The sequence below is a fragment of the Streptomyces sp. NRRL WC-3626 genome (assembly GCF_000718785.1).
Taxonomy (GTDB): Bacteria; Actinomycetota; Actinomycetes; order Streptomycetales; family Streptomycetaceae; genus Streptomyces; species Streptomyces edwardsiae.
The window spans coordinates 107,939-134,321 of sequence record NZ_JOCA01000003.1; the positions used below are offsets into that span (position 1 = coordinate 107,939).

Consider the following 26,383-nt stretch of genomic DNA (forward strand, 5'->3'; position numbering starts at 1 on the left):
CTGCTGCTCGGCCGGTGCCGGACGCTCGGCTGCAACGTCATGTCCGGCACCTTCCGGGGGGCGGGTGCGCTGCTGGTGGCGTGCGTCGGCTTCACGCACCCGTCGGTGTCGGCGTCGGCCTCATGGCCCTGGGGCGCGCCGAGCGCCGGTGCCGTGGCCACGAGAAAGCCCGGGGCGCTGACCCCGGGACCTCTCGAGCGGGGTCAGGGTTCCAGGGTGTAGAGGTTGAACTCCTGCCAGCCGGCGATCTCCGTGGAGCGGGCGCGCAGGGCGTACTGGAGGGAGCCGGTGTGGTTGTTCTCCATGGTGACGAACATGCCGTTCAGGGTGGACTGGAGTGCCCAGCGGTCCAGGTCCTCGTGGTGGTAGAGGACGAACCGCTCCCAGCCGCCCACGGACGTGGAGCGGGCGCGGAGTTCGTTCTTCGCGTCGCCGGTGAAGTTCTTCTCGACCGCCACATAGCGGTCGTTGGCCAGGGACTTCAGCGCGTAGGTGCCGGTGGCCTCGTCGAACTCGAAGGCGAAGCCCTCCCAGGAGCCGGTGTACTGGGCCGTACGGGCCCTCAGCACGCCGGTGTCGGGGGCCGGGTACGTCTTCTCCGTCGAGACGAACCTGTTGTTGCGCAGCGACTGCATGGCCAGCAGCTCGGGCTCCTCGGCCTGCGCGGAGACATCGGCGGGCGGGGCCTTCCGGGCGGCCGAGTCCCCGGTCATGTCGGCCAGTTCGGCCAGTTCGGCCGCGTCGACCTTGTCCCATCCGGCCGGGACCGACTGCGGGGTGGCGCCGGCCGCGGGCGCGGTCCAGGCGGAGGCCGCCAGCAGTGCGCTGAGGGACAGAAGAACGGGGGTCATGCGTCTCACGGCTATTCCTCACCCTTCACGGAACGGATTCCGGGCGTGACGAGACGATGGACCCACAAGGGGTTCCCCGTTGCTTCCCGCCCCCCGACGACTGCCGTCGGCGCCCCTCCCCGGGCACTTCGGCAGCGGCCGCGCCATGGGGCGCGACGGGGCTCACAGTAAGTGGCGGGGCGGGAGTTCCCGCGGTGGTTCACCATGAGTTACGCGAGGGTTCATCACCATGCGCGAGCACGTGACGGGGAGGCCGTCGGCTTGCGGGCACCGGCGAGCCGACCCGTGCTTCTTGTGCGGTGAGGACGTCGCGTGGCACCGTGCGGCGTGACAGGAGAGGCATGGGATCACCACCGGACGAGACGCACGGCGTGAACGAGCAGGATTTCGACGCCTTCTACGCCGCGAGCGTCGGGCGGCTCATCGGGCAGCTGTACGCCATGACCGGTGACCTCGCCGAGGCGCAGGACGTCGTGCAGGAGGCCTTCGCACGGGCCTGGGAACGGCGGGCCGAGCTGGATCTGGGCGGTGCCCCCGAGGCGTGGGTGCGCACGGTGGCCTGGCGGCTGGCGGTCAGCCGGTGGCGGCGGGTGCGTACGGCGCTGGCGTTCGCGCGACGGCAGGGGCCGCCGGCCACGGTGCCACCGCCGGAACCGCACCATGTGCTGCTCGTCGAGGCGCTGCGGCGGATCCCGGAGGCGCAGCGACGCGCCGTGGTGCTCCATCATCTGTGCGACCTCACGGTCGAGCAGGTGGCCGCCGAGGCCGACTGTCCCGTCGGTACGGTCAAGGCCCATCTGAGCCGGGGCCGTACGGCGCTGGCCCGGCTGCTCACCGACACCGAACTCGATCCGCGGACCACGACCCGCCTGTCGGAGGTACGTCATGACTGACGAGACCGGGCTGAAGGAGCACCTGACCGACCTCGCCGCATCGGGTGTACGGCTCACCACACCGCTGACCGCGGAACGGGTCCGGGCGCGCGGTGAGCAGCGGCTGCGCCGCAAGCGGGCCGCGGTGACGGGCGGCGGCGTGCTGCTCGTCGCGGTGCTGGCCGTGGGCGGTCTCGCGCTGACACGGACTCCCCGGGCGTCCGATCCGCCGGCCGTCCTTCCGGCACCGACCGCCTCGGCCTTCGTACCGCCCACGCCCGCCCCCGGGGAGGAGTACGGCAGCGAACTCGGCCTCGTGTACGGGGCGGTGGCGGAGGGGGACACGGTGCGGGTCACCGTCGAGCAGCGAGGGACCGGCGTGGTGCACACACTGATCCTGCCGCGCGGCACGCTGGTCGAGGTGCGGCAGCTGGCGGGCGGCAGCCCCGCCGACGTACAACTCGGCGACCTTGTCGACCGGTTGGCGGGCGGGCCCCGATGGATGTTCGCCATCGACTACGACGGCGAGGGCCGGGTGCAGTCGCTGCGGGAGGCGTACTGGCTCGGCGGGTGAGCGGCCCGGAAAAGAAAACCGGAAGGGGGTGTAACCACGGGCGTGGGGTGGCGCGTAGAGACCTCGTATCCCGAACACACCTGATCCATGGGGGACCTTGACCATGCGCGTCACACACCGGCTCACCGCTCTCGCCTTCGGCCTCGTCGTCCTGACCGGCTGCGACAGCGGGGACGACGGCCAGGCGGCCGCCACCACCGCACCCGCCACCTCGGCAGCGCCTTCCGCGACGACCGCCGGGGCGGACCCGATCACCGCCCCCGCGACCTCGGCGGCACCCTCCGCGACGACCGCCGGGGCGGACCCGACCACCGGGGCGGAACCGACCACCGCCCCGGCCACCACCGCTCCCTGGGCCGGGACCAAGCAGTTCGTGCAGATCAAGAGCGCCCGGACCGGCGACGGACGCACGTATCTGTCGGTGCGGCCCGCCCAGAAGAAGGCCCACCCCCAGTTCGAGGCATGGGTGATCATTCCGGGCAAGGGCGCCTACACCGAGGTCCCGATGACCAAGGACGCCACGATCCTGCTCTCGGTCCCGCTCGGCGACGGCAAGCACCCCGCGTCGTACTCCCAGGCGGAGTTGGTCACCCGCGTCACGGCCCAGTCGTCGTCCCCGGCACTCGTCGGCTACGACCTGAGCTTCGACGCGGAAGGACGGGTGACCCGGCTGCAGTCGCTGTACACGCCCTGACGCGCCGCGGGCCCTGCCCCTGCCGGGGCGGGGCCCGGAGCAGGTGTGGCCGAGAATGTCCCTCATGGCACAAGGCGGAAGCACCATGGCCGAGGAGCCGACGTGGGGTGAGCTGCTGCTCACGCTCTTCCTCATCGCGGCCGTCCCCACCGTCGTCGGAGGGGCGATCGTGCTGTCCCTCGTCGCTCTGTTCATGTGGGTCACGGCACCGCTGCGGCAAAGACGCAGGCGGGACGAGGCCGCCTAGGGAGGCGCCCCAATGTCCGCGGGACTGCCCGGAATTGTGCGCGATCCGTAACGGGCGGATCCTCTCGCCGTTGAACCTCGTCATGGCAGGTGGTCGCAAGGTCACCGGGGACCGGGCGGGCAACTGAGCGAAGGCGGGGCGGACATGGCGCGGCACGGCGGCGGGCGGGGCTGGTACGGGAAGATGGTCGGGGCGGCGCTCGGAGTGACCGTGCTCGCCGTCGGCGCCTCGGTGTGGACCGCGCAGGCCGACGCCGTGAACGGCTCGACGCCGAAGGCGTCCGCCCCGGCCACCCCCGGCGCGGACGTCAAGCCGGTCGGCGTGAGCATCGTGCACGCCTCGGACAAGGGGCCGCGCGGCGTCAACATCACCATCGACGACGGCCCCGACCCCGCGTGGACCCCCCAGGTGCTGGACCTGCTGCGGGAGTACGACGTCAAGGCCACGTTCTGCATGACCGGCCTGCAGGCCCAGGCCCACCCGGACCTCGTGAAGGACGTCGTCGCGGCCGGGCACCGGCTGTGCGACCACTCGGTGTCGCACGACACCGCCATGGACAAGAAGCCCGAGGCGTACCAGACCAAGGAGATCCTCGACGCCGAACGCATGATCACCGAGGCGTCCGGGGGCGTACGGCCGATGTACTACCGGGCGCCGGGCGGCGCCTTCACCCCCCACAGCCGTAAGATCGCGGCCTCCCGGGGCATGCGGCCGCTGGGCTGGAACGTGGACACCAAGGACTTCGAGCAGCCGGGCGCGGACGCCATCGTCGCCACGGTCAAGCGGGAGATCTCCAACGGGCCGACGATCCTCTTCCACGACGCGGGAGGCGAGCGCGCGCAGACCGTCGACGCCCTGCGCGAGATCCTCCCGTGGCTGGAGGAGCAGGGCTACTCCTTCGGCTTCCCGGTGCGTTGAGTTCCGGGGGCAAGAGCGCGTCACCGCGCAGGCCGCGGACCGGCGGCCGTGGCCACCGGTCCGCAGTGCGGGGTCAGGCCGCGGGCCTGAGCGGAGTGGCCGAGGTCTCCGGGGTGGCGGCCACGACGCCCCGGGAGCGGGTCGGGATACCGAGGGTCGGGTTGACCACGCCCCAGGCCGCGCCCTTGCAGACCAGTTCCTTGTAGAAGGCGGCGAAGCGTCCGGTCAAGGCCGCGTTGACGGCGCGGTCGTCGGCCGTGACGTACTGGATCAGGCCCTCCTTGCGGCCCAGCGAGACGCACTGGTTGAAGTAGCGCAGCGGTGCGTGGGGAATCTTTCCGCCGGTCAGACGGGCGGCGACGGAGTCGGCGGCCTGCCAGGCGGTGGGGACACCGGACGCGCAGGACATCCGCAGGGGCTTGTCGCCGGGGCCCATGACCAGGGCCGCGTCGCCGATGGCGTACACGTCCGGGTGCGAGACCGAGCGCATGGTGTCGTCGACCACGATCTGGCCCGTGCCGGTGGTCTCCAGGGCGGTGGCCCCGGCGAGCGGGTGGACGGCGAAGCCGGCGGTCCACAGGGTGACGGCGGCCGGGAGGGTGCGGCCGTCGGCGGTGGTCACCCGGTCGGCCCCGACGGAGGTGACGGCGGTGTGCTCGTGCACGGTGATGCCGAGCTTTGCGGTGACCTTCCGTACGTGCCGGCGGCCCTTGGGGGAGAGCCAGTCGCCGAGTTCGCCGCGCGCGGCGAGGGAGACGTCGAGGTCCGGGCGGGCCTCGGCGATCTCGGTCGCGGCCTCCAGGCCGGTGAGACCGGCGCCGACCACGACCACGGGCTCCCCGGCGGCCAGACCGGCGAGGCGTTCGCGCAGCCGGAGGGCGCCGGGACGGGCGGCGATGTCGTGGGCGTGTTCGGCCGTGCCGGGGACACCCTGGGTGTTCCAGCCGCTGCCGAGGGCGTACACGAGGGTGTCGTACGGCAGTTCCTCCGGCCCGTCGGCGTCGACGGTCACGGTCTTGCGGTCGGCGTCCACGCCTGTCACCTTCGCGAGCTTCAGCTCCACGCCGGTACCCGCGAACATCTCGCTGAAGGGGCGGGGCGTCAGCTCCTGGCCCACCGCCAGCTGGTGCATGCGGACGCGTTCCACGAAGTCGGGTTCGGCGTTGACGAGGGTGATGGCGACGTCCTCGCGGCGCAGCCGCCTGGCGAGCCGCCCGGCGGCGATGGCTCCGGAGTATCCGGCTCCGAGGACGATGATGCGGTGCTGCATTTTCCTGCTCCTGTCGTCGGCTCTACGGCTGCTCTTCGGCGGGTCGCCCCTTGAACCGGGCGGCCCGCCGTTTCCTGACAGGAGCAGGATGTGACGTGCGTCACATAAGGGTCAGAAGGCGATGAGCAGGGGTTCTCCGTGGTCGTCGGCCGCCCACAGCCGGGTCGCGCGTTCCAGCTTGTCGGGGTTCACCTGGCTGCGGATGGCGGTGATGCCGTCGGGCGTGATCGCGAGACACATGACCCCGATGACCCGCCCGTCCAGGACCGCCACCAGGGCGGGGTCGCCGTTGGCGGTCGTGGCGTAGACACCGGGCGAACCGCCCACGAGGTCCTGCTTGGCCTTGCCCGGCTTGAACAGGCCCCGCATGAACGTGGCGACCGCGAGCGCGCCCTCGAACGCCTTGGCGCGGGCCGGGACCTTTCCGCCGCCGTCGCCGACCGCGACCGCGTCCTGGGTGAGCAGCCGGACCAGCGGCTCCGTCCGGCCGCTGGTGGCGGCCGCGAGGAACTCGTCGACGACCCGCCGGGCGGCGGCCTCGTCGATCTCGGTACGCGCCTTGCCGTCCGCGACGTGCTTCCTCGCGCGGTGGAAGATCTGCTGGCTGGCGGCCTCGCCGATGTCGAGGATCGCGGCGATCTCCCGGTGCGGACAGCCGAACGCCTCCCGCAGCACGTACACCGCCCGCTCGTTCGGGGAGAGCCGCTCCAGCAGGACGAGGACCGCGTACGACACCGACTCGCGCTGTTCGGCGGTGTCGGCGGGGCCGAGCATCCGGTCGCCCGCGAGCAGCGGCTCGGGAAGCCATTCACCCACATAGGTCTCGCGCCGGGCACGGGCCGAACCGAGCTGGTTGAGGCACAGGTTGGTGAGCACCTTGGTCAGCCACGCCTCGGGCACCTCGATACGGCCGGTGTCGGCGGCCTGCCAGCGCAGGAACGTCTCCTGCACCGCGTCCTCGGCCTCGCTCGCGGAGCCGAGCAGGCGGTAGCCGATGGCCTCCAGCCGCGGCCTGGAAGCCTCGAAACGGTCCACGTCCTGTGCGCTCAACGCCATGTACCGGATCGTAGCTCCCGGACCTGGGGGGGGCGTCTTCGTGAGGGCTGCGGGCCCGGTGCCGTACGGCGTCGGCGCGGGGCCGGTCAGCCCTCGGCCAGGGTGTGGGCGACCAGGGCGTTGGCGTGGCCGTGGCCCAGTCCGTGCTCGGTCTTCAGCCAGGAGACGAGCTCCATGTGCTTGGTCAGCGGGGAGGAGCGGATCATTTCCTTCCACTCGGCGACCGGGCGGCCGTACTTCTTCTCGATGGAGGGGAAGTAGCTCGCCGGGCCCTTCACCGCGTCGCTCATGGGTGCTCCCGTTCCGTTGCTCGTCGGATGGTCTTCGCGGGATATGACCAGGGGCGGGGAGCGTTCTCATCGACCGAGTGATGTGTGGTGCGTCACACGCCCCGGGGGGGGCGTTGGCGGGTGGGGGCCGGCGCGTCCGGTTTCCGTGGCCGCCGGTTCCTCAGACGGCCGGCTGGTCCTCGCGCAGGGCCGCCAGGGCCGCGGCGAGCTTGCCCCGGCTGGTGATGCCGAGGCGCGGGTAGATGCGGTACAGGTGGGCGCCGACCGTGCGGTGCGAGATGAACAGGCGCTGGCCGATCTCGCGGTTGCTCAGGCCCTGCGAGGCCAGTACGGCGATCTGCATCTCCTGCGCCGACAGCCGCTCGCTGGTGTTCGTGTGCCGCCTTCCGCCCGCCTCACCGGCGGCGCGCAGCTGCTCGCGCGCCATCTCCGCCCACGGCTGCGCGCCGATCCGGTCGAACTCCTCACGGGCCAGTCGCAGCGGGGTACGGGCGTCGACGTTACGGCGCTGACGGCGCAGCCAGCGGCCGTGGTGCAGGTGGAGCCGGGCACGGGCCGGGGTCCAGGCGGCCGGGAGGGCGTCCAGGGCCCCGGCGTACGCCTTCTCGGCCGTCTCGTCCGGGGCCAGCACCGCGTCGGTGTACGCCCGCGCGACCACCATCATCTCCGAGGGCAGCCGCTCGGCCAGCTCCGGAAGGTCCGACAGCAGCTCGCGCGCCCGGTCGACGGTGCCGGCGGCCACCGCCGCGTCCGCCAGATCCGGGGCGAGCAGCCAGCAGCTCACCGAGTGGTGGTGCGGATCCCCTGGGTCGAACGCCCGTGCGAACATCTCGTAGGCCTCGGCGGGGCGGCCGTCGAAGAGCGCGAGCAGGCCGTCGACCTGCGTCGCCATCACCGCGGCGAAGGGCATACCGGGGAACAGGTGGTGGGTGCGCAGGTCACGGACCGCCCGTTCCGCCTCCTCCGTCTCCCCGCGCAACACCGCCACCAGGCCGGACGTCGCCTTCACTCCCAGCCAGACGATCGACTCCCCGGTCTCCTCGGCCAGTTCGACCCCCTCGCCGGCCTCCTCGCGGGCCCGGTCCAGCTGACCCAGATACACCCGCGGCCAGGAGCCCGCCAGCGAGCGGGCGAGCAGTCCGAGCCTGCCCTGCGCGCGCCACGCCGCGGCCGCCACCGTCAGATGGCGGGTGGCGCGGGCGCACTCCCCGACGACCATCGCGCCGCTGCCCAGGAAATGCATCGTCCGGCCGTCCTGCCGGTCGGGCTCGACGCCGTCGAGCCTCGCGAGCACGTCCGTGCCGTAGCGGTACGGCTCGGTGTACGCCCGTACCGTCAGGACGTGCGGGGCGTCCGGGCCGGGGTGCCACCGGTCCAGTTCGGCCGTGGCGCGGGCCCGTACCTCGGCGTCGCCGTCCTGGAAGAAGCAGCGTGCGGCAGCCCGCCACAGCAGGTCCTCGGCCACGCCCGCGCTGCCCGCGTCGAACGCTCCGGCCGCCGTGGTGACCATCTCCAGGATCCGCCGGTGCGGCTCGTCCGGCTCGAACGCGGACCGGTCCGACACCAGCATCAGCCGGGCCCGCTCCGGGGGGCCGAGTTCGCCCATGTCGGCGCGGCCCAGCAGAAGTTGTGTGTTGACGCGGTCGTTGACCTCGCTGGCCAGCTCGGCCGCCCGCACCAGGATGCCGGTACGGCGGCGGGCGTCGTGGACCAGTTCGGCGGCCTGGCGCAGGGCCGGGACCGCGGCCGCGGGCCTGCCCTGGGCCTGGGCTCCGTCGGCGAAGCGTTCCAGTCGTGCGGCCAGTTCCTCGTCCGGGCCCAGTGTGGACGCGGCCAGGTGCACGAGCTGGCGGTCGGGGCTGTCCTCCAGCACCGCCGCGAGGGCGCGGTGCGTGGCCAGGCGGTCGGTGACCGTGGCGCGTGTGTAGATCGCCGAGCGCATCAGCGGGTGCCGGAACTCGACACTGCGGCCGGCCAGGACGACGAGGTCCGCGTCGACCGCCTCCTGCAGCGCCGCCGCCGACACCGTGGCGTCGCAGAGCCGGCCGGCCACGTCGAGCAGCCTGCCCAGCGGTGCGGTCGGTTCGGTGGCCAGGGCCAGCAGGAACGTACGGCACTGGCCGCTGACCGAGTCGGTCCGTGCGGCGAACGCGGCCTCCAGGCGTTGGGTGAGGGGGAGGTCGTCCAGGTGTGCGGGGGCGCCGTGGACTGCCTTCGGCAGCTCCACCAGGGCCAGGGGGTTGCCCGCGGCCCGGTCCAGGATGAGTCCGCGTACCGGCGGCGGGAGGTCGGGGGCGCAGGCGTCGAGCAGTGCCGCGGCGGCCGTGTGGTCCAGTGGCTGCAGGTGCATGTCCGGGTTCATGCCCGGGCTGTACGAGGCGGCGGACGGGACCCTCGCGGCTCCGACGACCAGGATCGCGTGGTCCCGGGTGCGGCGGGCGACGAACCTGAGTACGTCACGGCTGGAGGAGTCGATCCACTGCACGTCGTCGGCGAGGATCAGCAGGGGCTGGCGGGCGGCCGCGTCGGCGAGCAGTTCCAGTACGGCGAGGCCGACGCGGAACACCTGGGGCTCGGTCTCGGTCTCCGTGGCGCCGAAGGCGGCGTTCAGGGCGAGGCGGTGGGGGGTGGGGAGGTTCTTGATGCCCCGTGCCGCCGGCTGCAGCAGGAGTTGCAGGGCGGCGAAGGGGAGCCACTGCTCGGTCTCGACGCCTGAGGTGCGCAGGATGCGGAAGCCGCTGTCGGTGGCGTCGGTGGCGAGGGTGCGCAGGAGGGCGGACTTGCCGACGCCGGCGCTGCCGTGCACCAGCACCGCGCTGCCGTGCCCGGCGGCGGCGTCCGCCAGCAGGTCACGGAGGGTACGGAGCTCCTCGTCCCGCCCGATCATCGCGCGCGGGGTGGCACCACAGCAGATATCCGGCTCACCGGGCACATGCTACCGGCCCCACGGAAACATCAGTCGAACGACTGCGGGATGACTCGGGGGGTGCCGGGGGTGCCGGGGGGTGCCTGCGGCGCCACTGTCCCTTCGGTGGGGGTTTGGGTAGCGCCCAGGCGTGGTGGGTGGGTCGGTGCCGGGTCGGGGGTGTCCGTCCTCGGACTGGCGCGACTGCGCTACTTGGAAGGGGTCGAGGGCGCGGACGCGCCAGCCGCTGCGGGCGGCCACCCCCGCCCCGTCCCCTCCCGCCGTACGCGCCCGCGCCCCCCGCACTCCGTCAACCGCGGGCAGTCGTGCCGCGTGGGCGGCAAACCCACCCCGCACTCCGTCAACCGCGGGCAGTCGTGCCGCTGGGGCGGCACGGGTGGGCGCGACGGCACCCCGTAAGCGCCGGGCCGCGCGACCCGGCCCCGGAGCACCCCGGCGCGGGGTACCCCGTACGACACCCCCCTCAGACATCGCCCAGCAACGACCTCATATCCCTCTCGACGTCCAAAAACCGTTCCTCCTCCCCCACCGGAACAGCCTCCAGCGTCCGCTGGACGAATACGTCGATCACCGCCCCCGGAACAGCCACCACATCCATTTCCGTCCCGGCTCGCAGAGAAATGAACACCAGGTCGTATCCCCGCACCCGCGACGGCCATATCCGTACGTCCCCGAGCCCGCTCAAGCCCTCCCGTCCGGCCAGCAGAAGTTCACGGCCGAAGCGCCATTCGACCGCCATTCCCGGACCCGCGTCCGCATTGAAGAGAATCGTCACCGCATAAGGATCCGCACGGTCGTACCGAAGATCCGTGACGACCGACAGGTGTGCCCGTTCCCTGACGAGGCGGACGGGTGTCCGGCAGGTCACCGGGTCCCGTCGGGTCTCGGAGGACCGACCGCTCATCGATACATCTCTCCCGTTCCCCCTCCCCCTGACGTGCGTTGATCCCAAGCCCCCACGTCAACGAGTCTGCTCCCGGACGAGGCCCCGGGCATCAGTCAAGCGACTGCACGGCGACCCTTTCCGCCGTCGTGCGCGTCACACGCGCGGGCCGACGTACGCCCTTGGCGGCCGCGCCGGCAGTCATCGCGAACAGTCGGATGACCGATGCCCGCGCACCGCGGAAACCGCATTAATGGGGTCCGGTAAAGACACGAATAGAGCGGCACCCGAGGAGAGACACCATGCATTCCGCACAGATGTCTTCCACCGATACCCTGACAGCCGCCGCAGCGGCCTTCACCGTAATCCGCCCGCGCCTTTTGCGGCTCGCGCGGCGCATTGTGGGAAACGCGGCCGAGGCAGAGGACGTCGTCCAGGACACCTGGCTGCGCTGGCAGAACACCGACCGTACGCGCGTACAGGATCCCCCCGCCTTTCTGACCCGGATCACGGTCCGGCTCGCCCTCAACGTCACCCGCTCCGCGCGGGTGCGCCACGAGACCGGGTTCGGCCCGTCGGCCGCCGAACCCGTCGACACCGGCGCGGACCCCGCCGTACGCGCCGAACGCGCGGAGGCGCTGGACGCCGCCCTGTGTCTGCTCGTCGAACGGCTCGGACCCACCGAGCGGGCCGCCTATGTGCTGCGGGTGGCGTTCGACTGCCCGTACAGCCAGATCGCCGAGGACCTCCGGATCAGCCAGGTCTACACCCGTCAGATCGTCAGCCGGGCCCGCAAGCACCTCGCCGGCGGACGGCGTACGACGGTGAGCCCCGGGGAGGGGCGGCGGTTCCGGGAGGCGTTCGCCGGGGCGGCGCGGTCGGGCGATCTCTCCGAACTGCGGACGGCACTTACCTGTTCATGAGTGTGAATCTGATTCAGTGTCAAGCCACTTGACGCGTCCACGGCAGGCCCCTACCGTCCCAGAAAGCGCTTTCCCCGTTCACGGATCCGAACGCTCAGCTCGTCCCACCAGCCGACCGAACCTGGAGACGAACGATGCACATGAGACCCGCCCTCGCCTGCGCCGGCCTGCTCGCCGGCACGCTCGTCGCGTTGTCCGGCAACCCCGCGCAGGCCGCGTCCGTACGGTACGAGGCCGAGGGGAGCTCGGCGGTCTGCACCGGCGCCATCGAGACCGAGTGGTCCGGCTACTCCGGCAGCGGCTTCTGCAACGGCACCAACGGGACCGGCGGCTACGCCCAGTTCACCGTCAGCGCCTCCGCCGCCGAGACGGCCACGCTCCGGGTGCGTTTCGCCAACGGCAGCGGCAGCGCCCGCGCCGCGAGCATCGTGGTGAACGGCAGCACGGTCGCGTCCGCCTCCTTCGAGGCCACCGGCGACTGGACGGGCTGGACGACGAAGACGTTCTCCGTGCCGGTGCGGTCGGGCAGCAACACCGTACGGCTGAGCCCGACCTCGTCCGCCGGACTGCCCAACATCGACTACATCGAGGTGGAGACGAGCGGCGACACCACCACCCCGCCGCCCACCGGCGGCACCCTCTACGTGGCACCGGGCGGCAGCGCCGGCGCGTCCGGCACGCAGTCCGACCCGACCACGCTCGCCTCCGCCATCGACCGGATCACCCCCGGCGGCACGATCTACCTGCGCGGCGGCACGTACAACCACTCCCAGACCGTCACCATCCCCGCGGGCAACAACGGCACCTCGGGCGACCGTACCGAGCTGGCCGCCTACCCGGGCGAGACCCCCGTACTGAACTTCTCGGCGCAGAGCGAGAGTTCGTCGAACCGCGGGCTCGCCGTGAACGGGTCGTACTGGCACGTCAAGGGGATCGTCGTCGAACGCGCCGGGGACAACGGCATCTTCGTCGGCGGCAGCAACAACGTCTTCGAGCGCACCGTGACCCGCTACAACCGCGACACCGGGCTGCAGCTCTCCCGGATGGCCTCCGACACGCCGAGCAGTCAGTGGCCGTCCAACAACCTGATCCTGAGCGCCGAGTCGCACGACAACGCCGACTCCGACGGTGAGGACGCCGACGGCTTCGCCGCCAAGCTCACCTCCGGCCCCGGCAACGTCTTCCGCTACGCCGTGTCGCACAACAACATCGACGACGGCTGGGACCTCTACACCAAGGACGACACCGGCGCGATCGGCGCGGTCACCATCGAGGACTCCCTCGCCTACGAGAACGGCACCCTCTCCAACGGCGGCCAGGCCGGCAACGGTGACCGCAACGGCTACAAGCTCGGCGGCGAGGACATCGCCGTCAACCACGTCGTCCGGCGCAGCATCGCCTACGACAACGGCAAGCACGGGTTCACCTACAACAGCAACCCGGGCTCGATGACCGTGTCGAACAACCTCAGCGTCGACAACGCCGAGCGCAACTTCAACTTCGACGCCGGCAGTTCGGTGTTCCGCAACAACACGTCGTGCCGCGGCGGCAGCGGGACGAACGACCGGATCATCGGCAACTCCGACAGCTCGAACCAGTTCTGGTCCGGCTCCAACGGCTCCCGGTGCGCCACCTACTCCGGTGCGCTGGGCTGGTCCTTCGCCTCCGACGGACGGCTGGTCGTCACTCTCGGCGGTCGGGTCGTGACGCTGTAGGTGATCGTGGTGCGCGTCGTGGCCGGTCCCGGGTCCGTCCGGGGCCGGCCGCTCCACGGGCCTAGGAGGTCAGGCCGATCTCCGCACAGGCCGCCTTGTAGGCGGCGGTGCAGATGTCCCCGACGGAGTAGACGCCGTCCTGGACCACCGTGGCCTCGATGTTCTCCCGGGTCAGCGCGACCACCGGGACCAGCATCGCCGGGATGTCCTTCCGGGTCGGGCTGTCGACCACGTCACGGGCGAGCGCGTCGAACTGGATCGACCGGTCCTGCACCTTGGCCACCGCGATGTCCGCGGCCCCCGTCGCCTCCAGCAGGAACGACTTGTACACCGTCATGTACTGCGTGCCCGCGACGACCCGCTGCACCCCCGCGAGGTCGGCGTCCTGCCCGGTCACCGGCGGCAGGTCGGTGACACCCGCGTCCTGCAGCACGTCGATGACCGCGCCGGCCATGCCGTCGTTCGCCGAGTAGACGGCGGCGATGTCGGCGGTGCCGATCTCCTTCATCGCCCTGCGCATGTTCTCCGCTGCGACCTCGGGCAGCCACTTGCGGGTGTCGTACGACTTGGCGATGTCGACGTGGCCGTTCAGTTCGGCGAGCGCGCCCTCCCGGAACAGTGCCGTGTTCGGGTCGGTGGGCGCGCCGTTCATCATGACGACCTTGCTCTTCTCGGCGTCCTCGCCGAGCGCGTTCACGAGGGCGCGGCCCTGTACCTGGCCGACGAGTTCGTTGTCGTGGGAGACGTACGCGTCGATCGGGCCCTGGGCGAGCCGGTCGTAGGCGATGACGGGTATGCCGGCCTTCTTCGCCTTCTCGACGTCCGGTGCGACGGCCGCGGAGTCCACCGCGTCCACCACGATCACGTCGACGCCGTCGGCGATCAGCCTGCCGAACTGCTCGCTCTGCTTCTCCTTGCTGCCCTTGGCGTTGGCGTAGACGACCTTGCCCTTCTTGTCGGTGAGGGAGGAGACGCGGTCCCTGATGAGGGGATAGTCGAACTTCTCGAAGCGTGCCGTGGCCGTGTCCGGCAGCAGCAGGCCCACGGTGATGTCGTAGCTCCTGCTCGGTGACTCGGACTCGTCGTCACCGCCGACGGCGCCGACGACCCCGCACGCGGTGAGGGTCAGGGCGGACAGGGCGGAGGTGAGGAGCACGGCGGAGCGGCGCACGACGGCGGACGCGGGGCGGGGGGTGGTACGGGGGTTCACGTGGGGGCCTTCCGGGCGAGTGCAGCGTGGCGTCCCCGTGACTGTGTCCGTTGTGCGGTGGTGCGACATGCGTGCTCACGGCCTTCTCGCGGGGTGCGCAGAGAATGTGCGCAGGAGCGGCACACAGGCTGCACACAGTGGGTCGCGGGCGTCGTTAGCGTGGCTGTTCCCTGTTCCGGACCGGCCGACCCCTCGGCGGGCGTCGGTACGTCAACTCAGGAAGACGGCGGATGGACTACTGCTCCACGTGTCGGCGGCATCTGAACGGCGCCCTGGTCTGCCCGGGCTGCGGCGCCTACGCCCCCGACATCGCGCCCAGCGTCATCGGCGGTCACACCGTCCCCGGTACGGCGACGGCCGCCACGGCGTCCGAGGCCGGCGTCCGTCCTCCCGCCCCGCGCCCCGACGACGTACCGGAGCCGGCCGCGGTGGCCGCGCCCACGGGTACGGGCCGGGCGGCGCGGCGGCGGCAGGTGGCCCGCTGGAAGAAGACGCAGCGGCGTGCCCTGGTCGCCACCGCGGTGGCCCTGGTGGGCGGCGGGCTCACCCTCGCCTCCATGGACCGGGGCGGCGGGGACCGCGCCCAGGCCGCCAGCGCACCGGATCTGCGGGGCATGGGCGGGGGCAAGGATCTCGCGGACGAGTACGACGACCTGGACGACGTGCCGAGCGCCTCCCCGGAGCGTGCGGAGCGGGCGCCCTCGGCCGGTGACCGGCGGTCCGCCGAGGCGGCTCCCGCGCCCGGCACACCGTCGGACACCCGCACGGAGAGCGCGGCCGTGTCGGACACGGCGGTGACCTCCCAGCCGTCCTCGCCGTCCCAGCGGCGGACGGCGTCCCCGGACACCGGCGCCCGCGCGGGTGCGGAAGCGGGTGCGGACAGTGGGTCCGCAACCCAGGAGAACGGCGGCTCCGGTACGGCCACCCCGCCCGCGACACCGCCCCCGGCGGCCGGTGACAACGGCGGCGGCAGTGGCAGCGGCACGGATCAGGGGCAGACCACGCCGTCCGCCCCCTCGACCACCGCGCCCGACCCGCAGCTCTGTCTCCTGGTGATCTGCCTGGGCTGACCGCGCCCGTCAGACGAGGGCCGCCAGCGTGCGCCGGGCCGCCTCGGCGACCAGGGCGTCGTCGGCGGCCGCGTCGCGGTCGGGGTGTTCGGTCAGTACGGCGATCACCAGCGGGGCGCCGCGCGGCGGCCAGAGTACGGCGATGTCGTGGGCGCGGCCCCAGTCGCCGGTGCCCGTCTTGTCGCCCACCTTCCAGTCGCCGGGCACCGCGGCCCGGATGCGCTTGCCGCCGGTGGTGCTGCCGACCAGCCAGTCCGTCAGCAGGGCGCGTTTCGCGGCCGGCAGGGCGTCGCCGAGGACCAGGGCGCGGTAGTCGGCGGCGACGGCCCGGGGGGTCGTGGTGTCGCGCGGGTCTCCGGGCGGATTGCCGTTCAGCTCGGGTTCGGTGTGGTCGAGGCGGCTGATCCGGTCGCCGAGTCCGCGCAGATGGGCGGTGAGCGCGGACGGGCCGCCGATGTCGCGCAGGAGCAGGTTGGCGGCGGTGTTGTCGCTGTGGCGGACGGCCGCGTCGCAGAGTTCCCGCAGCGTCATGCCGGTGTCGACGTGTCGCCCGGTGACCGGGGAGTAGGGGACGAGGTCGGCCCGGGTGTAGGTGACGCGCCGGTCCAGGCGGGTGAGCGGGCCCCGGTCCAGTACGGCCGCCGCGGCGAGTGTCTTGAAGGTGGAGCAGAGCGCGAGGCGTTCGTCGGCGCGGTGGATCACGGTGGCGCCGGTTCCGGTCGCGACGGCGTACACCCCGATCCGGGCGCCGTACTCGCGTTCGAGGTCGGTGAGGCCGCGGGGGTCGGCCGGGGCGGGGGCCGGGCGGCCGGGAGCGGCGGCTTCCGGGGCGCGTGCGGGGGTGTCGGTGGCACATCCGGCCACCGGGACGAGGGCCGCTGCGAGCAGCAACACGCGGCGGGAGGCTGCTGGTGTCACGGGGAGGATCTTTCGGTCGTCGGGGGGCGGGTCAGGACTCGGGTACGGCGGACAGCAGGGAGGCGATCACCGGTCCCGCCGAGCCGCCCCCGGTGACGCCCTCCTCGACCACGCAGGCCACGGCGACGTTGCCCCGGTGGGCGACCAGCCAGCCGTTGTTGTCCTGCTCGTCGGAGACCTCGGCGGTGCCGGTCTTGGCGCCGATGTCGCCGGGCAGCCCGGCCAGTACGCGGGCGGTGCCCTCGGTGACGGTCGCCCGCATGAGGGTGCGCAGCTGGGTCACCACCTCCGGCGGCAGCGGGGTCGTGGTGGTCTCGTCGTCGGTTCCGTCGACGAGCGAGGGCTGGCGGAAGGTGCCGGACACGGCCGTCGCCGTCACCGACGCCATGATCAGCGGGTTGGCCTGGACGCGGCCCTGTCCGATCATCGACGCGGCCTTCTCCGTCGCGTCGCGCGGCACCGGCACGGAACCGTCGTACGAGGGGACGCCCACGTGCCAGGTCTGGCCGACGCCGAAGTGCTTCTTCGCCACCTCCCCGAGTTCGCCGTCGCCGAGCTTGCCGCGCAGGCTGATGAACGCGGTGTTGCAGGACTCGGTGAAGTCCTTGCGGAAGGTGGCGCCCGGGTGTTCGGAGGTCTCCACGTTCTGGAACCGCTTGCCGACGGTGAGGTACTGGGGGCAGTCCACCACGTCGTCCGGGGCGACCGCGCCCTTCAGCAGCAGGGCCGCGCTGGTGACGATCTTCCAGGTGGAGCCGGGTGCGTAGGTGCCGGAGACGGCGCGGTTGAAGCCGGTGGCGGGCGAGTTGGCCACGGCGAGGATCTCGCCGTCGTCGATGCGCAGGGCGACGAGCGAGGCGTTCTTGCCGTCGGCCTCGCCGAGGGCGCGCTCCGCGGCGGCCTGCCAGTCGGCGTCGAGGGTGGTGCGGACGGGGCCTTCGTCCTTCAGGGTGTCGTCGCCGCCGAAGGACGCCTCCGTACGCTCCACCTTCCCCGTGGCCCGGTCGACGAGTTGCACCGTGCCGCGCGCTCCGCCGCCGTCCGTACCCCCGGCGAGCTGTGCCAGGACCGGGGCGAGGGACGGGTGGGTGGTGCCGGAGAGGGTCTCGCCGTCGCGGTCGGTGGCCTCGACCGGCGCGGTCTCCTCGCGTTCGAGGCGGAACTTCTCCGTGTCGCTGAGCCGGGGGTGGACCAGCGACAGTTTCCACTCCACCTTCCAGGAGCCGTCGTCCGCCTGCCGCAGCGGCAGCTTCGAGTCGTACGTCCAGACGCCCAGGCCGGTGACGGGCATCCGCGCGGTGAAGGGCACGGTGATCGTGCCGTCGCCGGTGTCCTTCGGTGTCCCGGCGGTGAGCTTCGGCTCCTCGATGTCGAGGCCGGCGGTGAAGCCCTGCAGCACCTCCTCGGCACGGTCGGGTCCCGTCGTACGGGCCGCGGCCTCGGGCAGGCGTCCGGCGGACCAGTCGGCGAGGAAGGCGCGGGCCTCGGCCACCGCCTCGGGATCGGGGCCGTCCTCGCCCCCGAAGGGACCGAGACCGGTCGCGTACGCCCCGCCGGCGGCGACCGCGGCCACCACCGCGACGGCGGTGAACGCCTTCGCCGTTCTGCGCGGGCGGCGACGGCTGGGGCCGGTGTGAGAGAAGTCGGCGTAGGAACTCATGCGGTCGACCACAGCAGCGGAAGGGGGCGTACGTCCAAGTCCACTATCAATCTTGGATCGATCAATACTCGATATGATGACTGGTCGTGGACCTGGTGAGGCGCCTGGAGTGCTTCGTGGCTGTTGCAGAAGAGTCACACTTCGGGCGTGCCGCGGCCCGTCCGGGGATGGCTCAGCCGCCGCTGTCGCAGCGCGTCCGGCGGCTGGAACGGGAGCTGGGCGTCCCGCTGTTCGAGCGACCAGCCGCCGGGTGACGATCACCGAGGCGGGCCGGCTGCTGCTGGCCGAGGCCCGGGAGGTCCTCGCCCGCTCCGACTCCTGGCCGGCGTCCGGCTTCCCCTTCGACGACGTGCATGTCGCCGGGAAGACCGGCAGTCTGCCGACGCTGCGCAACGAGGTCGGCGTCGTGGAGTACCCGGACGGGGGACGCTACGCCGTCGGCGTGTTCACCCGGACCGCGCACACCGCCGCCACCCTCCCGGCGGCCGACGCGGTGATCGGCACGGCCGCACGGATCGCGGTGGACGCGCTGCGGGCGAAAGCATTGCGATCACGTTGAGCCCGCGTGAAATGCGGGGGCCGTACGGAATTCGCCGGGGTCGCCGGGAATAAACGGAGCAGGGCCCCGCACCGAAGTGCGGGGCCCTGCTCTCAAACCCTGCGTACAGGTCAGGCGGGAACGATGTTCTCCGCCTGCGGGCCCTTCTGGCCCTGGGTGACGTCGAAGCTCACCTTCTGGCCTTCCTGGAGCTCGCGGAAGCCCGAGGTGGCGATGTTCGAGTAGTGGGCGAAGACGTCAGCGCCGCCGCCGTCCTGCTCGATGAAGCCGAAGCCCTTTTCCGAGTTGAACCACTTCACCGTACCGGTGGCCATATCAATTCTCCTGAGACAGTGCTGGGACTCGCACTTTACGAATCCCTTCATCGTCGCGATGATCACCTGCCCGGAGACCCGGTAGCAAACTGGCAACCACAACTGCAACTGGCGTCAGCCTAGCACGGAAATAGGCACCGGCAAGCGAGGAAAATCACTGGAATTAAACCCGGGCGGCGTGTTTAGGGAAAGAGATTTTCCGCAGCGGTTGGGGAATTTCTGGTCCGGCGGCGACAGGTTTTCACCGGGGCCCGTGACCCGCCCCCGCGCCCCTGCGGCGCAGCTCCTCGTTGGCGCGTTCGGCCTGCTCCAGCTGGTCCTCGAGGCTGATGATGCGGCACGCGGCGTCGACGGGGGTGCCCTGGTCGACCAGCTCGCGGGCCCGGACGGCCAGCCGCAGCTGGTGGCGCGAGTAGCGGCGGTGGCCGCCGTCCGAGCGCGTCGGGGTGATCAGCCGCGTCTCGCCCAGGGCGCGGAGGAAAGCGGGTGTGGCTCCGACCAGTTCCGCGGCCCTGCCCATGGTGTAGGCCGGGAAGTGGTCGTCGTCGAGCCGGTCCGCGACGGGGGACCGGTCCTGGTCCGGCTGCCGGCCGTCGACGTACGGCTGACTTTCGGAGGGCATGCGCACCTTTCCGCGGACCACGGTGGGCACGGTCCGCCACGGGGGACGGGTTCCCCACGGGGGAACTCTAGTCGGCCGGGCGGAAAACCTGTCGCGGCCGTGGCAGATGTCCTGGTGAGCCCGCGACGGCACGTTCCTGGGCGCGCGGCACGTCCCGTCGACGGCCGTCACGGCTTCTCGCGGGTCCTGGTGTCTTCGGCCGTACGGGTGCGGTGGGGACCCATTTCGGCGAGGACGTCATCGAGTTCGGGCTCCGTCAGCGCGGTGCCGGGGAGGGGGTCCGCGGCGGGGGCGGCCCGGAGGCCGTCGAGGAACAGGGCGAGGGGGCGCCGCCAGGCGTCCGTGGTGGTGGCCGCGGTGAGCGGAGGCACGGCGCGGCCGAGGGCGGCGAGGGCGAACAGCAGGTCCTCGGTGGTGACGTCGGCACGTACGTCGCCCTCCGCGCGGGCGCGGTCCAGCAGCAGCTCCACCGTCCGGCGGTTGTGGGCGTGCACGGAACGCAGGACCTCGACGTCCGGCAGACGGGTGGTCATCAGGTCGTTGGTGCCGCGGTCGGCGGCCAGGGTGGCGAAGACGGCCCCGAGGTAGTCGCGCAGTCCCGTCCAGGCGTGCGGGGCGGACCTGGCCCGTTCGCCGGCCGTCATGGTGTCCGTCAGCTGGTCGTGGAAGACCGCGTCGACGAGGGCGGCGCGGGTGGGGAAGTGCCGGTAGAGCGTGGCGTTGCCCACGCCGGCCCGGCGGGCGATGACGTCCAGCGGCGCGTCGAGCCCCTGCTCGCCGAAGACCGCGTGCGCCGCCTCCACCAGCAGGTCCCGGTTGCGCCGGGCGTCCCGCCGCTGCCGGGGCGCGGGCGCCTGATCACCGACGGGCATCGTCTTCCTCGTCTTCCGTCCGAGCGAAACGGGGATCGCTCCCCGACCGAATGCTATCGTCGGGCAGCGAAACGGGGAGTAGTCCCCATTTTTGTCGCGGCAGAGCGGCAGAGAGGACGCCGACGTGCGAGCACCGACCCTCGAGGAACTGGCACCCCGCGGTCACGACCCGGCGCACGACCCCTACTCCGTCCTCGCGGACCTGCGGCGGAAGGGCCCGGTGCACCGCGTCCACGTCCCGGGCAGCGGCGACGCCTGGCTGGTGGTGACGCGCGAGGGGGTGCGCGCCGCGCTCACCGACCCCCGGCTGCGCAACGACATCCGGCACTCCGCGACCTGGGAGACCGACGGCGGCCACGCGGTCGGCCGGAACATGCTGCAGAGCGACCCGCCGCACCACACCCGGCTGCGGAACCTGGTGGCGGGCCGTTTCACACCGGGCCGGATCGCCGCACTGCGGCCGGGCATCGAGGCGGTGGCACACGACCTGCTGGCGAGACCGTCCCGCCCGGACACCGCCGACCTGGTGAGCGCGTACGCGCTGCCGCTGCCGGTGACGGTGATCTGCGACCTCCTCGGCGTCCCCGTGACGGACCGCGCGGACTTCCACACCTGGTCGAACGAGCTGGTCGTGCCCACCGACGAGGCGACCGCCGCCGCCGCCTCCGCCGCACTGGCCGGCTACCTCACCGGCCTGATCGCCGAGAAGGCCCGCACCCCCGACGGCACCCTGCTCGCCGCCCTGGCCACGGACGCCAGGACCGACGCCGAGGAAGTCCTCGGCATGGCCTTCCTCCTGCTGGTGGCCGGCCACGAGACGACGGTCGACCTGATCTCCGCGACCGTGCACAGCCTGCTGACCCACCCGGACCAGCTCGCCCTGCTGCGCGCCGACCCGGCACTGACGGGCGCCGCGATCGAGGAGTCCCTGCGCTTCAACTCCCCCGTGCACTCGGGCGCGTTCCGCTTCGCGGCCGAGCCGCTGGAACTGGCCGGGACCCGGGTGGCCGCCGGTGACGCGGTCCTCGTTTCCCTGGCCGCGGCCTCCCGCGACCCGCTCGCCTTCCCCGACCCGGACCGCTTCGACCTCACCCGCCGCCCCCAGGGGCATCTGGCCTTCGGTCACGGCATCCACCACTGCCTGGGCGCCCCACTGGCCCGTACGGAGGCCGCCGTCGCCCTCCGCCTCCTCCTGGACCGCTACCCGGGCCTGGCGCTCGCCGCCGATCCCGCCGCCCTCACCTGGCGTACGAGCACCCTCCTGCGCGGGCTCACCGCACTCCCGGTCCGGCTGCGCTGACCGGGTGCGGGGCCGGGGGGACGGGAAGGCCGGGGGCGGGCCCCGAGCTGCACACGTGGGGACGCGACGGCCCGTCCCGGCCTTCCCTCCGGGCGCAATCTGCCATGTCACGGGGCCGGCCGCCCGCCGGGAAGGCCACCCGCGTGACAGAGTCGGGCATTCCGGGCGCTTTATCCTATTTCTTCATCCATACTCGGAAGCATGAACACGGCAACGTATGTGGTTCTGGCCGCGGACACGCACAAGTGGGCCGTCTTCGGCGCCTTCATCGGCGGGCTGATCGTGGCCGGCGCGCTGATCTGGGCCGTGCGTATCGGGATGCGCTACATGGACCAGGAGGAGCCCCGCCCGAAGGCCGAGGAGCAGCCACACCTCCCGGCCGGCGGCGCGGTGCGCGAGATGCGGGAGATACGGGAGCCGGACGAGATGCCGGACATGTCGAAGTCGGGCTCCCGGCTCATGCCCTACGAGCTCCATCACTCCGCGACGAGGACGGGCAAGGACCAGAAACGCAGGCGCTGGCTGCCCGGTTCCAGCGGCGCCTTCGGGAGCGGCGGTCCAGGGCACGTGTGACGTCACCGGGCCGGGGCGGCCTCCCCCACGGTGATCTGGATCTGCTCACCGGACGCGCTCACGCCGTTCAGGGCGGCGGTGGCCTGGAGCCGGTTGGGGCCGTCCGGCAGCGCCGCCCCGGGAGTGCAGGTCCAGTGACCGTCGGACCCGGCGGTGCCGGCGCACACCTCGTGGCCGTCCTTGTCGGAGACGGTGACCCGCGCGCCCGGATGGGCCGTACCGGCGACCGCCGGCCGCGCGTCCAGCGGCACCCCGGACTCCGGGCGGGTCAGGACCGGCTCGCCCAGTCCCACGGTCACCTGGCAGCCGCCCGCCGCGCGGGTCACGCCGTCCGCGTCCGCGAGGCGCAGGGCGCAGCCGCTCAGCCGGGTTCCGGGTACGGCGTCGGCGGGCACCGCCAGCACGAAGGGGAACCCGCCCGTCCGCCAGGGGTGTTCCGCCGAGACCGCGGTGTAGACGGCGCCGCGCCCGTCGGCGACCACCGCGCCCCGGTAGCCGGGGGTGCCGAGGGGGACGCCCGTCACCCGCGCCGCGGCAGGGGCGGTCAGGGTCAGCGTGGAGCCCTCTTTGAGGGCGGGCCCGGTGAAACCGGCGGCCTCGACGACGCCGTCCCGGCCGGGCGGGATCGTCACCTCCGCCCACAGCACCCGGTCGCCCGCCGCGGCGGGCAGCCACGCACCGGCCAGAATTCCGGCCGCCGTCAGCGCGGCGGCCGCCACTGTCCTGCTGGACCTGTTCATCGTGGGCGGTCTCCCTGTACGGCGGTCATGGACACCCCCTCCGCCGATTCTGCCGGGGTGTCCGCACGGGCCGCCCCTACTGGACGGCCGTACGGGTGCTCCACCGGGACGGCACCGCCGGGGGCGGGCCACGTGGCCGCCCACCGCGCCCGAGTCCTGCCGGGCACCTCCGACACGCCGCGCGGGCGCGTCCCCCGAAGGGCATCCACCGCCCGGGACCACCGCGCCCCACTCCTGGAAGCCGACGGCAGCCCCGAGGCGCTGAAGTCCCCGAGCCGCCCCGGTGCCGGGGCGGCTCGGGGACTCAGTGGCGGATCCAGGCCGTCGTGTCCGGGCCCAGGCGGCCGTCCTCCAGTGGGGCGCTGGTCAGGAGGACTTCGCCCGCCGGGAGGGGGACCGGTCCGGTGGACAGGTTGCTCACGCAGCTCCAGCCGTCGCCGCGGCCGAACCGCAGGACCCCCTCCGGGGTGTCCTCCGCCCAGGTCAGCGTCTCGCCGTCGATCAGTTTGCGGCGGGTGCGCAGGGCCGTTCGGTACAGCTCCAGGGTCGAGCCCTCCACCCCGTCCTGCGCCTCGACGGCGTACGCGGCGAACGACGGCGGCTGCGGCAGCCACGCGCCGGCCGCCCCGAAGCCGTACGACGGGCCGGTCGTGGTCCACGGCAGCGGCACCCGGCAGCCGTCGCGGCCCTTGCGGACATGCCCCGTCTGCTCCCAGATCGGGTCCTGGAGGACCTCCGTGGGCAGGTCGGCGACCTCGGGCAGGCCCAGTTCCTCACCCTGGTACAGGTACGCCGAGCCGGGCAGCGCCAGCATCAGCAGGGTGGCGGCGCGGGCCCGGCGCAGTCCGGCGTCCCGGTCGACGGAAGGGGCGTGGCCGCCGGAGAGCAGCCACGCGTTGTCGTCCGTGCCCGGCGGCAGCATCAGCCGGGAGGCGTGCCGTACGACGTCGTGGTTGGAGAGCACCCAGGTCGCCGGGGCGCCCGCGGTGTGCGCGGTCGCCAGCGACTCCGTGATGACCTGACGCAGCTCCCGCGCGTCCCACCCCGCCTGGAGGTACTCGAAGTTGAAGGCCTGGCCCAGTTCGTCCGGGCGGGCGTACAGGGCGCGGCGGGCACCGGGTACCCAGGCTTCGGCGACGGCCGTCCGGGGCGGCGAGTAGGCGTCGAAGATCTTGCGCCAGTCGCGGTAGATCTCGTGCACCTCGTCCCGGTCGTAGAAGGGGTGGGTGCCGGGCGCGAAGTGGGTGAGCCCGGCCTCGCCGCTCAGCTCGGGGGACCCGAGGTCGCGCAGCGGCTCGTCGAGGTCCTTGGCGAGAGCGTGCGCGACGTCGACGCGGAAGCCGTCCACGCCCCGGTCGGACCAGAACCGCAGGGTGGTGCGGACGTCGGCGCGCACGTCCGGGTGGCCCCAGTTCAGGTCGGGCTGCTCGGCGGCGAACAGGTGCAGGTACCACTGCCCGTCCGGCACCCGCTGCCACGCGCTGCCGCCGAACACGGACTGCCAGTCGGTGGGCGGCAGCTCGCCCCGCTCCCCCTTGCCGTCGCGGAAGACGTAGCGGTCGCGGGCCGGGGAGCCGGGCCCGGCCCGCAGCGCCTCCTGGAACCAGACGTGCTGGTGGGAGCTGTGGTTGGGGACGATGTCGACGATCACCTTGAGGCCGAGCCGGTGGGCCTCGGCGACGAGCTCGTCGAAGTCGTCGAGCGTGCCGAGGCGCGGGTCGACACCGCGCGGGTCGGCGACGTCGTAGCCGCCGTCGGCGAGCTCGGACGGGTAGAAGGGGCTCAGCCACAGGGCGTCGACGCCGAGGGCGGCGAGGTGGGTGAGACGCCGGGTGACGCCGCGCAGATCACCGAGCCCGTCGCCGTCCGCGTCGGCGAAGCTGCGGGGGTAGACCTGGTAGACGACGGCCTGCCGCCACCAGTCGGGGTTGCGGGAGGAGAGGTCGGGCGTGGCGTCGGGGGCGGGGTGCGGCGGCCGGGCGTCGGGCGTGAGGGTGCGGTCGGTCACGCGGTCTCCTCTGGGTGCGTGCGGGTACCGGCGGAGAATCTGTCCACACCACCCTAAAAACGAACACACCGGTGACGTGGAGACATTCCCCGCAGGTGTGTCGGACGACACTTTCGCCCTGTTCGTCCCTCGCGGAAGGACGCGCGGACAAAGACCCCGCGCCCATCAGGGGGTCGGTGTCGAACGGGCCGGGTCCACGGCCGAGGCGTCGGGGGGCGTGCACGGCGGGCTCCTCGTGCCGTGGGACGAACACCGCGCGCGACGGAGCCCCGGGGCTCGGTCACCGGCCGGATGCCGGCGCGCCGGGGGCGGGGACGGCGGCCGGGGGAGGACGCGACCCGTTCTCAGCGCGGGCGGCTCACCCGGACGGCTCGCCGCGCTGGTGGGGCGGGCGGCGGGGTGGTGCCGTGGGAGCACGTCCCGCTCGCGGACGGCCCGGTTCCCCCAGGAGGCACCCCGATGACGCATGCCCCGGCCGCCGCCCGCGCCCTCCTCGCCTCCGCGCTGTCGGTGACGGCCCTGCTGACCACGGCGGGGTGCATGGCGGGCGACCGGGACGTGCCGCGCGCACTGCCCGCGGCGGTGTCCGAACCCCCGGCCGCCCCCACCCCCACGGCCCCGTCGGCCGCCTCGCCCGCCGCACGGCAGCCCTCGCCCGGCCCGTCCGCGCTGAACGAGGAACAGCTGCGGGCCGCGCTGGTCACGGAGACGGACCTGGGTGAGCCGTGGATGGCGAGCCGGGGCGCGGCCACCTGGCGGGACGGGATGCTCAAGTCGAAGACGGACGACACCGACTGCCGCCGGCTGCTCGACACCCTGTACACGGAGGAACTGTTCGGCCCGCCGGCCGGACCGACCGCCACGGCCACCCTCGACGACGCCTACAACGACTCCCAGCTGCGTTACCAGGTCGCCGCGCACCCGCCCGCCGACGCGGACCGGGCGCTGGCCTGGCTGATGACGCTGCCGGAGAAGTGCGGACGGTTCGAGGCGACGCCCACCCGGGGCGGCGCCCAGGCCGTCGAGGTCACGGAGCTGCCGCTCCCGGAGGCGGGCGACGCGCGCGCGGGACTGCGGCTGACGATGACCGGCAAGGCGTCCGACGGTGTACCGACCCGCCTCACCGTCAACCTCGCGGCGATCCGCGTCGGCGAGGAGACGATCACCCTCACCAACGGCGGCCTCGGCGCGGTGCTCCCGGAGGTCACCCAGGCAATGACCCAACTCGGCGCGGACCGTCTGCGCGAGATCGGCCGCCAGGGACGGGTACAGGTCTGAGCGGGGGCGGAGACCGGCACGGTCCGATGAGGCCGGCGGT

At 72.9% G+C, this 26,383-nt stretch carries 25 protein-coding genes and 2 pseudogenes; 13 read left to right on the forward strand and 14 right to left on the reverse strand.

Annotated features, from left to right (window positions below; translation table 11 throughout):
* Positions 1 to 203 precede the first annotated feature (203 nt).
* Positions 204 to 851, reverse strand: coding sequence for a fascin domain-containing protein (locus tag IF28_RS0106125; RefSeq protein ID WP_030215100.1), 648 nt, complete (start codon positions 849 to 851; stop codon positions 204 to 206).
* Positions 852 to 1,192: 341 nt separating this feature from the next.
* On the opposite strand from IF28_RS0106125, the gene IF28_RS0106130 reads away from it, so the two are divergent.
* The 5 genes from IF28_RS0106130 (at position 1,193) to IF28_RS0106150 (ending at position 4,156) form a co-directional block, all read left to right on the forward strand.
* Positions 1,193 to 1,744, forward strand: coding sequence for a SigE family RNA polymerase sigma factor (locus IF28_RS0106130; protein WP_030215102.1), 552 nt, complete (start codon positions 1,193 to 1,195; stop codon positions 1,742 to 1,744).
* Complete coding sequence (locus IF28_RS0106135) at positions 1,737 to 2,297, forward strand: hypothetical protein (RefSeq protein WP_030215105.1); 561 nt, start codon at positions 1,737 to 1,739, stop codon at positions 2,295 to 2,297. Before IF28_RS0106130 ends, IF28_RS0106135 begins: the two co-directional genes overlap by 8 nt.
* A gap of 103 nt (positions 2,298 to 2,400) precedes the next feature.
* On the forward strand, positions 2,401 to 2,991 hold the full coding sequence (locus IF28_RS0106140; RefSeq protein WP_030215107.1) for a hypothetical protein: 591 nt from the start codon (positions 2,401 to 2,403) through the stop codon (positions 2,989 to 2,991).
* Positions 2,992 to 3,055: 64 nt separating this feature from the next.
* Positions 3,056 to 3,238, forward strand: coding sequence for a hypothetical protein (locus IF28_RS0106145; RefSeq protein WP_234324974.1), 183 nt, complete (start codon positions 3,056 to 3,058; stop codon positions 3,236 to 3,238).
* 144 nt (positions 3,239 to 3,382) lie between these two features.
* Positions 3,383 to 4,156 carry a polysaccharide deacetylase family protein gene (locus IF28_RS0106150; protein ID WP_030215112.1) on the forward strand — a complete coding sequence of 258 codons (774 nt, stop codon included), beginning with the start codon at positions 3,383 to 3,385 and terminating at the stop codon, positions 4,154 to 4,156.
* A gap of 73 nt (positions 4,157 to 4,229) precedes the next feature.
* On the opposite strand, the gene IF28_RS0106155 is transcribed toward IF28_RS0106150, so the two are convergent.
* The 5 genes from IF28_RS0106155 to IF28_RS0106180 all read right to left on the reverse strand — a co-directional run bounded on the left by IF28_RS0106155 (position 4,230) and on the right by IF28_RS0106180 (position 10,602).
* Positions 4,230 to 5,426 (reverse strand): NAD(P)/FAD-dependent oxidoreductase, encoded by a 1,197-nt coding sequence (locus tag IF28_RS0106155; RefSeq protein WP_030215114.1) that lies wholly within the window; start codon positions 5,424 to 5,426, stop codon positions 4,230 to 4,232.
* Positions 5,427 to 5,537: 111 nt separating this feature from the next.
* Positions 5,538 to 6,482 carry an RNA polymerase sigma factor SigJ gene (gene sigJ / locus IF28_RS0106160; protein WP_030215118.1) on the reverse strand — a complete coding sequence of 315 codons (945 nt, stop codon included), beginning with the start codon at positions 6,480 to 6,482 and terminating at the stop codon, positions 5,538 to 5,540.
* A gap of 86 nt (positions 6,483 to 6,568) precedes the next feature.
* Positions 6,569 to 6,772, reverse strand: coding sequence for a DUF4287 domain-containing protein (locus IF28_RS0106165; protein ID WP_030215121.1), 204 nt, complete (start codon positions 6,770 to 6,772; stop codon positions 6,569 to 6,571).
* Positions 6,773 to 6,932: 160 nt separating this feature from the next.
* Complete coding sequence (locus IF28_RS0106170; protein ID WP_030215122.1) at positions 6,933 to 9,659, reverse strand: helix-turn-helix transcriptional regulator; 2,727 nt, start codon at positions 9,657 to 9,659, stop codon at positions 6,933 to 6,935.
* A 502-nt stretch (positions 9,660 to 10,161) separates the two neighbouring features.
* The gene (locus tag IF28_RS0106180; protein WP_051713661.1) at positions 10,162 to 10,602 is read right to left on the reverse strand and encodes an SsgA family sporulation/cell division regulator; all 441 of its coding nucleotides are present in this window, start codon (positions 10,600 to 10,602) and stop codon (positions 10,162 to 10,164) included.
* A 296-nt stretch (positions 10,603 to 10,898) separates the two neighbouring features.
* On the opposite strand from IF28_RS0106180, the gene IF28_RS0106185 reads away from it, so the two are divergent.
* Together IF28_RS0106185 and IF28_RS0106190 are read left to right on the forward strand one after the other, a co-directional pair.
* Complete coding sequence (locus IF28_RS0106185; RefSeq protein WP_106981998.1) at positions 10,899 to 11,504, forward strand: sigma-70 family RNA polymerase sigma factor; 606 nt, start codon at positions 10,899 to 10,901, stop codon at positions 11,502 to 11,504.
* Positions 11,505 to 11,644: 140 nt separating this feature from the next.
* A complete protein-coding gene (locus IF28_RS0106190; RefSeq protein ID WP_406710879.1) occupies positions 11,645 to 13,219 on the forward strand; it encodes a carbohydrate-binding protein in 1,575 nt (524 codons plus the stop codon).
* 61 nt (positions 13,220 to 13,280) lie between these two features.
* Here IF28_RS0106190 and IF28_RS0106195 read toward each other — a convergent pair whose 3' ends face one another.
* Positions 13,281 to 14,429: a sugar ABC transporter substrate-binding protein gene (locus tag IF28_RS0106195; protein WP_030215130.1), complete on the reverse strand. Its 1,149-nt coding sequence runs from the start codon at positions 14,427 to 14,429 to the stop codon at positions 13,281 to 13,283.
* A 230-nt stretch (positions 14,430 to 14,659) separates the two neighbouring features.
* Here IF28_RS0106195 and IF28_RS0106200 point away from each other — a divergent pair, with 230 nt between their 5' ends.
* Positions 14,660 to 15,499: an SCO2400 family protein gene (locus IF28_RS0106200; protein ID WP_030215133.1), complete on the forward strand. Its 840-nt coding sequence runs from the start codon at positions 14,660 to 14,662 to the stop codon at positions 15,497 to 15,499.
* Between the two features lie 9 nt (positions 15,500 to 15,508).
* Here the strand turns inward: IF28_RS0106200 and bla are convergent, their stop codons facing one another.
* A complete protein-coding gene (gene bla / locus IF28_RS0106205; protein WP_030215137.1) occupies positions 15,509 to 16,417 on the reverse strand; it encodes a class A beta-lactamase in 909 nt (302 codons plus the stop codon).
* 31 nt (positions 16,418 to 16,448) lie between these two features.
* Positions 16,449 to 18,077, reverse strand: a complete 1,629-nt coding sequence (locus IF28_RS0106210; RefSeq protein ID WP_030215140.1) for a penicillin-binding transpeptidase domain-containing protein — start codon at positions 18,075 to 18,077, stop codon at positions 16,449 to 16,451.
* Between the two features lie 86 nt (positions 18,078 to 18,163).
* Here IF28_RS0106210 and IF28_RS37545 point away from each other — a divergent pair.
* Positions 18,164 to 18,396 (forward strand): annotated as a pseudogene (locus IF28_RS37545) (LysR family transcriptional regulator); the annotation flags it as partial.
* Positions 18,397 to 18,636: pseudogene (locus IF28_RS0106220) on the forward strand (serine hydrolase); the annotation flags it as partial.
* Between the two features lie 110 nt (positions 18,637 to 18,746).
* Here IF28_RS0106220 and IF28_RS0106225 read toward each other — a convergent pair.
* The 3 genes from IF28_RS0106225 to IF28_RS0106235 form a co-directional block, all read right to left on the reverse strand.
* The gene (locus IF28_RS0106225; protein WP_003969786.1) at positions 18,747 to 18,950 is read right to left on the reverse strand and encodes a cold-shock protein; all 204 of its coding nucleotides are present in this window, start codon (positions 18,948 to 18,950) and stop codon (positions 18,747 to 18,749) included.
* Positions 18,951 to 19,191: 241 nt separating this feature from the next.
* Positions 19,192 to 19,572, reverse strand: coding sequence for a MerR family transcriptional regulator (locus IF28_RS0106230; protein WP_030215148.1), 381 nt, complete (start codon positions 19,570 to 19,572; stop codon positions 19,192 to 19,194).
* Between the two features lie 167 nt (positions 19,573 to 19,739).
* On the reverse strand, positions 19,740 to 20,444 hold the full coding sequence (locus tag IF28_RS0106235; RefSeq protein ID WP_030215151.1) for a TetR/AcrR family transcriptional regulator: 705 nt from the start codon (positions 20,442 to 20,444) through the stop codon (positions 19,740 to 19,742).
* Between the two features lie 124 nt (positions 20,445 to 20,568).
* On the opposite strand from IF28_RS0106235, the gene IF28_RS0106240 reads away from it, so the two are divergent.
* A complete protein-coding gene (locus tag IF28_RS0106240; protein ID WP_030215154.1) occupies positions 20,569 to 21,744 on the forward strand; it encodes a cytochrome P450 family protein in 1,176 nt (391 codons plus the stop codon).
* Positions 21,745 to 21,945: 201 nt separating this feature from the next.
* Positions 21,946 to 22,317 carry a DUF6479 family protein gene (locus IF28_RS0106245; protein WP_030215157.1) on the forward strand — a complete coding sequence of 124 codons (372 nt, stop codon included), beginning with the start codon at positions 21,946 to 21,948 and terminating at the stop codon, positions 22,315 to 22,317.
* Between the two features lie 2 nt (positions 22,318 to 22,319).
* On the opposite strand, the gene IF28_RS0106250 is transcribed toward IF28_RS0106245, so the two are convergent.
* Positions 22,320 to 23,057 carry an Ig-like domain-containing protein gene (locus IF28_RS0106250; protein WP_030215161.1) on the reverse strand — a complete coding sequence of 246 codons (738 nt, stop codon included), beginning with the start codon at positions 23,055 to 23,057 and terminating at the stop codon, positions 22,320 to 22,322.
* 304 nt (positions 23,058 to 23,361) lie between these two features.
* Positions 23,362 to 25,065 carry a glycoside hydrolase family 13 protein gene (locus IF28_RS0106255; RefSeq protein WP_030215164.1) on the reverse strand — a complete coding sequence of 568 codons (1,704 nt, stop codon included), beginning with the start codon at positions 25,063 to 25,065 and terminating at the stop codon, positions 23,362 to 23,364.
* A gap of 459 nt (positions 25,066 to 25,524) precedes the next feature.
* Here IF28_RS0106255 and IF28_RS0106260 point away from each other — a divergent pair, with 459 nt between their 5' ends.
* Positions 25,525 to 26,343 carry a hypothetical protein gene (locus tag IF28_RS0106260; protein ID WP_030215168.1) on the forward strand — a complete coding sequence of 273 codons (819 nt, stop codon included), beginning with the start codon at positions 25,525 to 25,527 and terminating at the stop codon, positions 26,341 to 26,343.
* Positions 26,344 to 26,383 lie beyond the last annotated feature (40 nt).

Bases quoted from the DNA above. Each gene is read 5' to 3' on its own strand.
- IF28_RS0106125 (WP_030215100.1), bottom strand. From the start codon at position 851: ATGACCCCCGTTCTTCTGTCCCTCAGCGCACTGCTGGCGGCCTCCGCC.
- IF28_RS0106155 (WP_030215114.1), bottom strand. From the start codon at position 5,426: ATGCAGCACCGCATCATCGTCCTCGGAGCCGGATACTCCGGAGCCATC.
- IF28_RS0106235 (WP_030215151.1), bottom strand. From the start codon at position 20,444: ATGCCCGTCGGTGATCAGGCGCCCGCGCCCCGGCAGCGGCGGGACGCC.
- sigJ (WP_030215118.1), bottom strand. From the start codon at position 6,482: ATGGCGTTGAGCGCACAGGACGTGGACCGTTTCGAGGCTTCCAGGCCG.
- IF28_RS0106225 (WP_003969786.1), bottom strand. From the start codon at position 18,950: ATGGCCACCGGTACGGTGAAGTGGTTCAACTCGGAAAAGGGCTTCGGC.
- IF28_RS0106130 (WP_030215102.1), top strand. From the start codon at position 1,193: ATGGGATCACCACCGGACGAGACGCACGGCGTGAACGAGCAGGATTTC.
- IF28_RS0106185 (WP_106981998.1), top strand. From the start codon at position 10,899: ATGTCTTCCACCGATACCCTGACAGCCGCCGCAGCGGCCTTCACCGTA.
- IF28_RS0106135 (WP_030215105.1), top strand. From the start codon at position 1,737: ATGACTGACGAGACCGGGCTGAAGGAGCACCTGACCGACCTCGCCGCA.
- IF28_RS0106230 (WP_030215148.1), bottom strand. From the start codon at position 19,572: ATGCCCTCCGAAAGTCAGCCGTACGTCGACGGCCGGCAGCCGGACCAG.
- IF28_RS0106245 (WP_030215157.1), top strand. From the start codon at position 21,946: ATGAACACGGCAACGTATGTGGTTCTGGCCGCGGACACGCACAAGTGG.
- IF28_RS0106200 (WP_030215133.1), top strand. From the start codon at position 14,660: ATGGACTACTGCTCCACGTGTCGGCGGCATCTGAACGGCGCCCTGGTC.
- IF28_RS0106180 (WP_051713661.1), bottom strand. From the start codon at position 10,602: ATGAGCGGTCGGTCCTCCGAGACCCGACGGGACCCGGTGACCTGCCGG.
- IF28_RS0106150 (WP_030215112.1), top strand. From the start codon at position 3,383: ATGGCGCGGCACGGCGGCGGGCGGGGCTGGTACGGGAAGATGGTCGGG.
- IF28_RS0106190 (WP_406710879.1), top strand. From the start codon at position 11,645: ATGAGACCCGCCCTCGCCTGCGCCGGCCTGCTCGCCGGCACGCTCGTC.
- IF28_RS0106210 (WP_030215140.1), bottom strand. From the start codon at position 18,077: ATGAGTTCCTACGCCGACTTCTCTCACACCGGCCCCAGCCGTCGCCGC.
- IF28_RS0106170 (WP_030215122.1), bottom strand. From the start codon at position 9,659: ATGATCGGGCGGGACGAGGAGCTCCGTACCCTCCGTGACCTGCTGGCG.
- IF28_RS0106145 (WP_234324974.1), top strand. From the start codon at position 3,056: ATGGCACAAGGCGGAAGCACCATGGCCGAGGAGCCGACGTGGGGTGAG.
- IF28_RS0106250 (WP_030215161.1), bottom strand. From the start codon at position 23,057: ATGAACAGGTCCAGCAGGACAGTGGCGGCCGCCGCGCTGACGGCGGCC.
- IF28_RS0106165 (WP_030215121.1), bottom strand. From the start codon at position 6,772: ATGAGCGACGCGGTGAAGGGCCCGGCGAGCTACTTCCCCTCCATCGAG.
- IF28_RS0106260 (WP_030215168.1), top strand. From the start codon at position 25,525: ATGACGCATGCCCCGGCCGCCGCCCGCGCCCTCCTCGCCTCCGCGCTG.
- IF28_RS0106140 (WP_030215107.1), top strand. From the start codon at position 2,401: ATGCGCGTCACACACCGGCTCACCGCTCTCGCCTTCGGCCTCGTCGTC.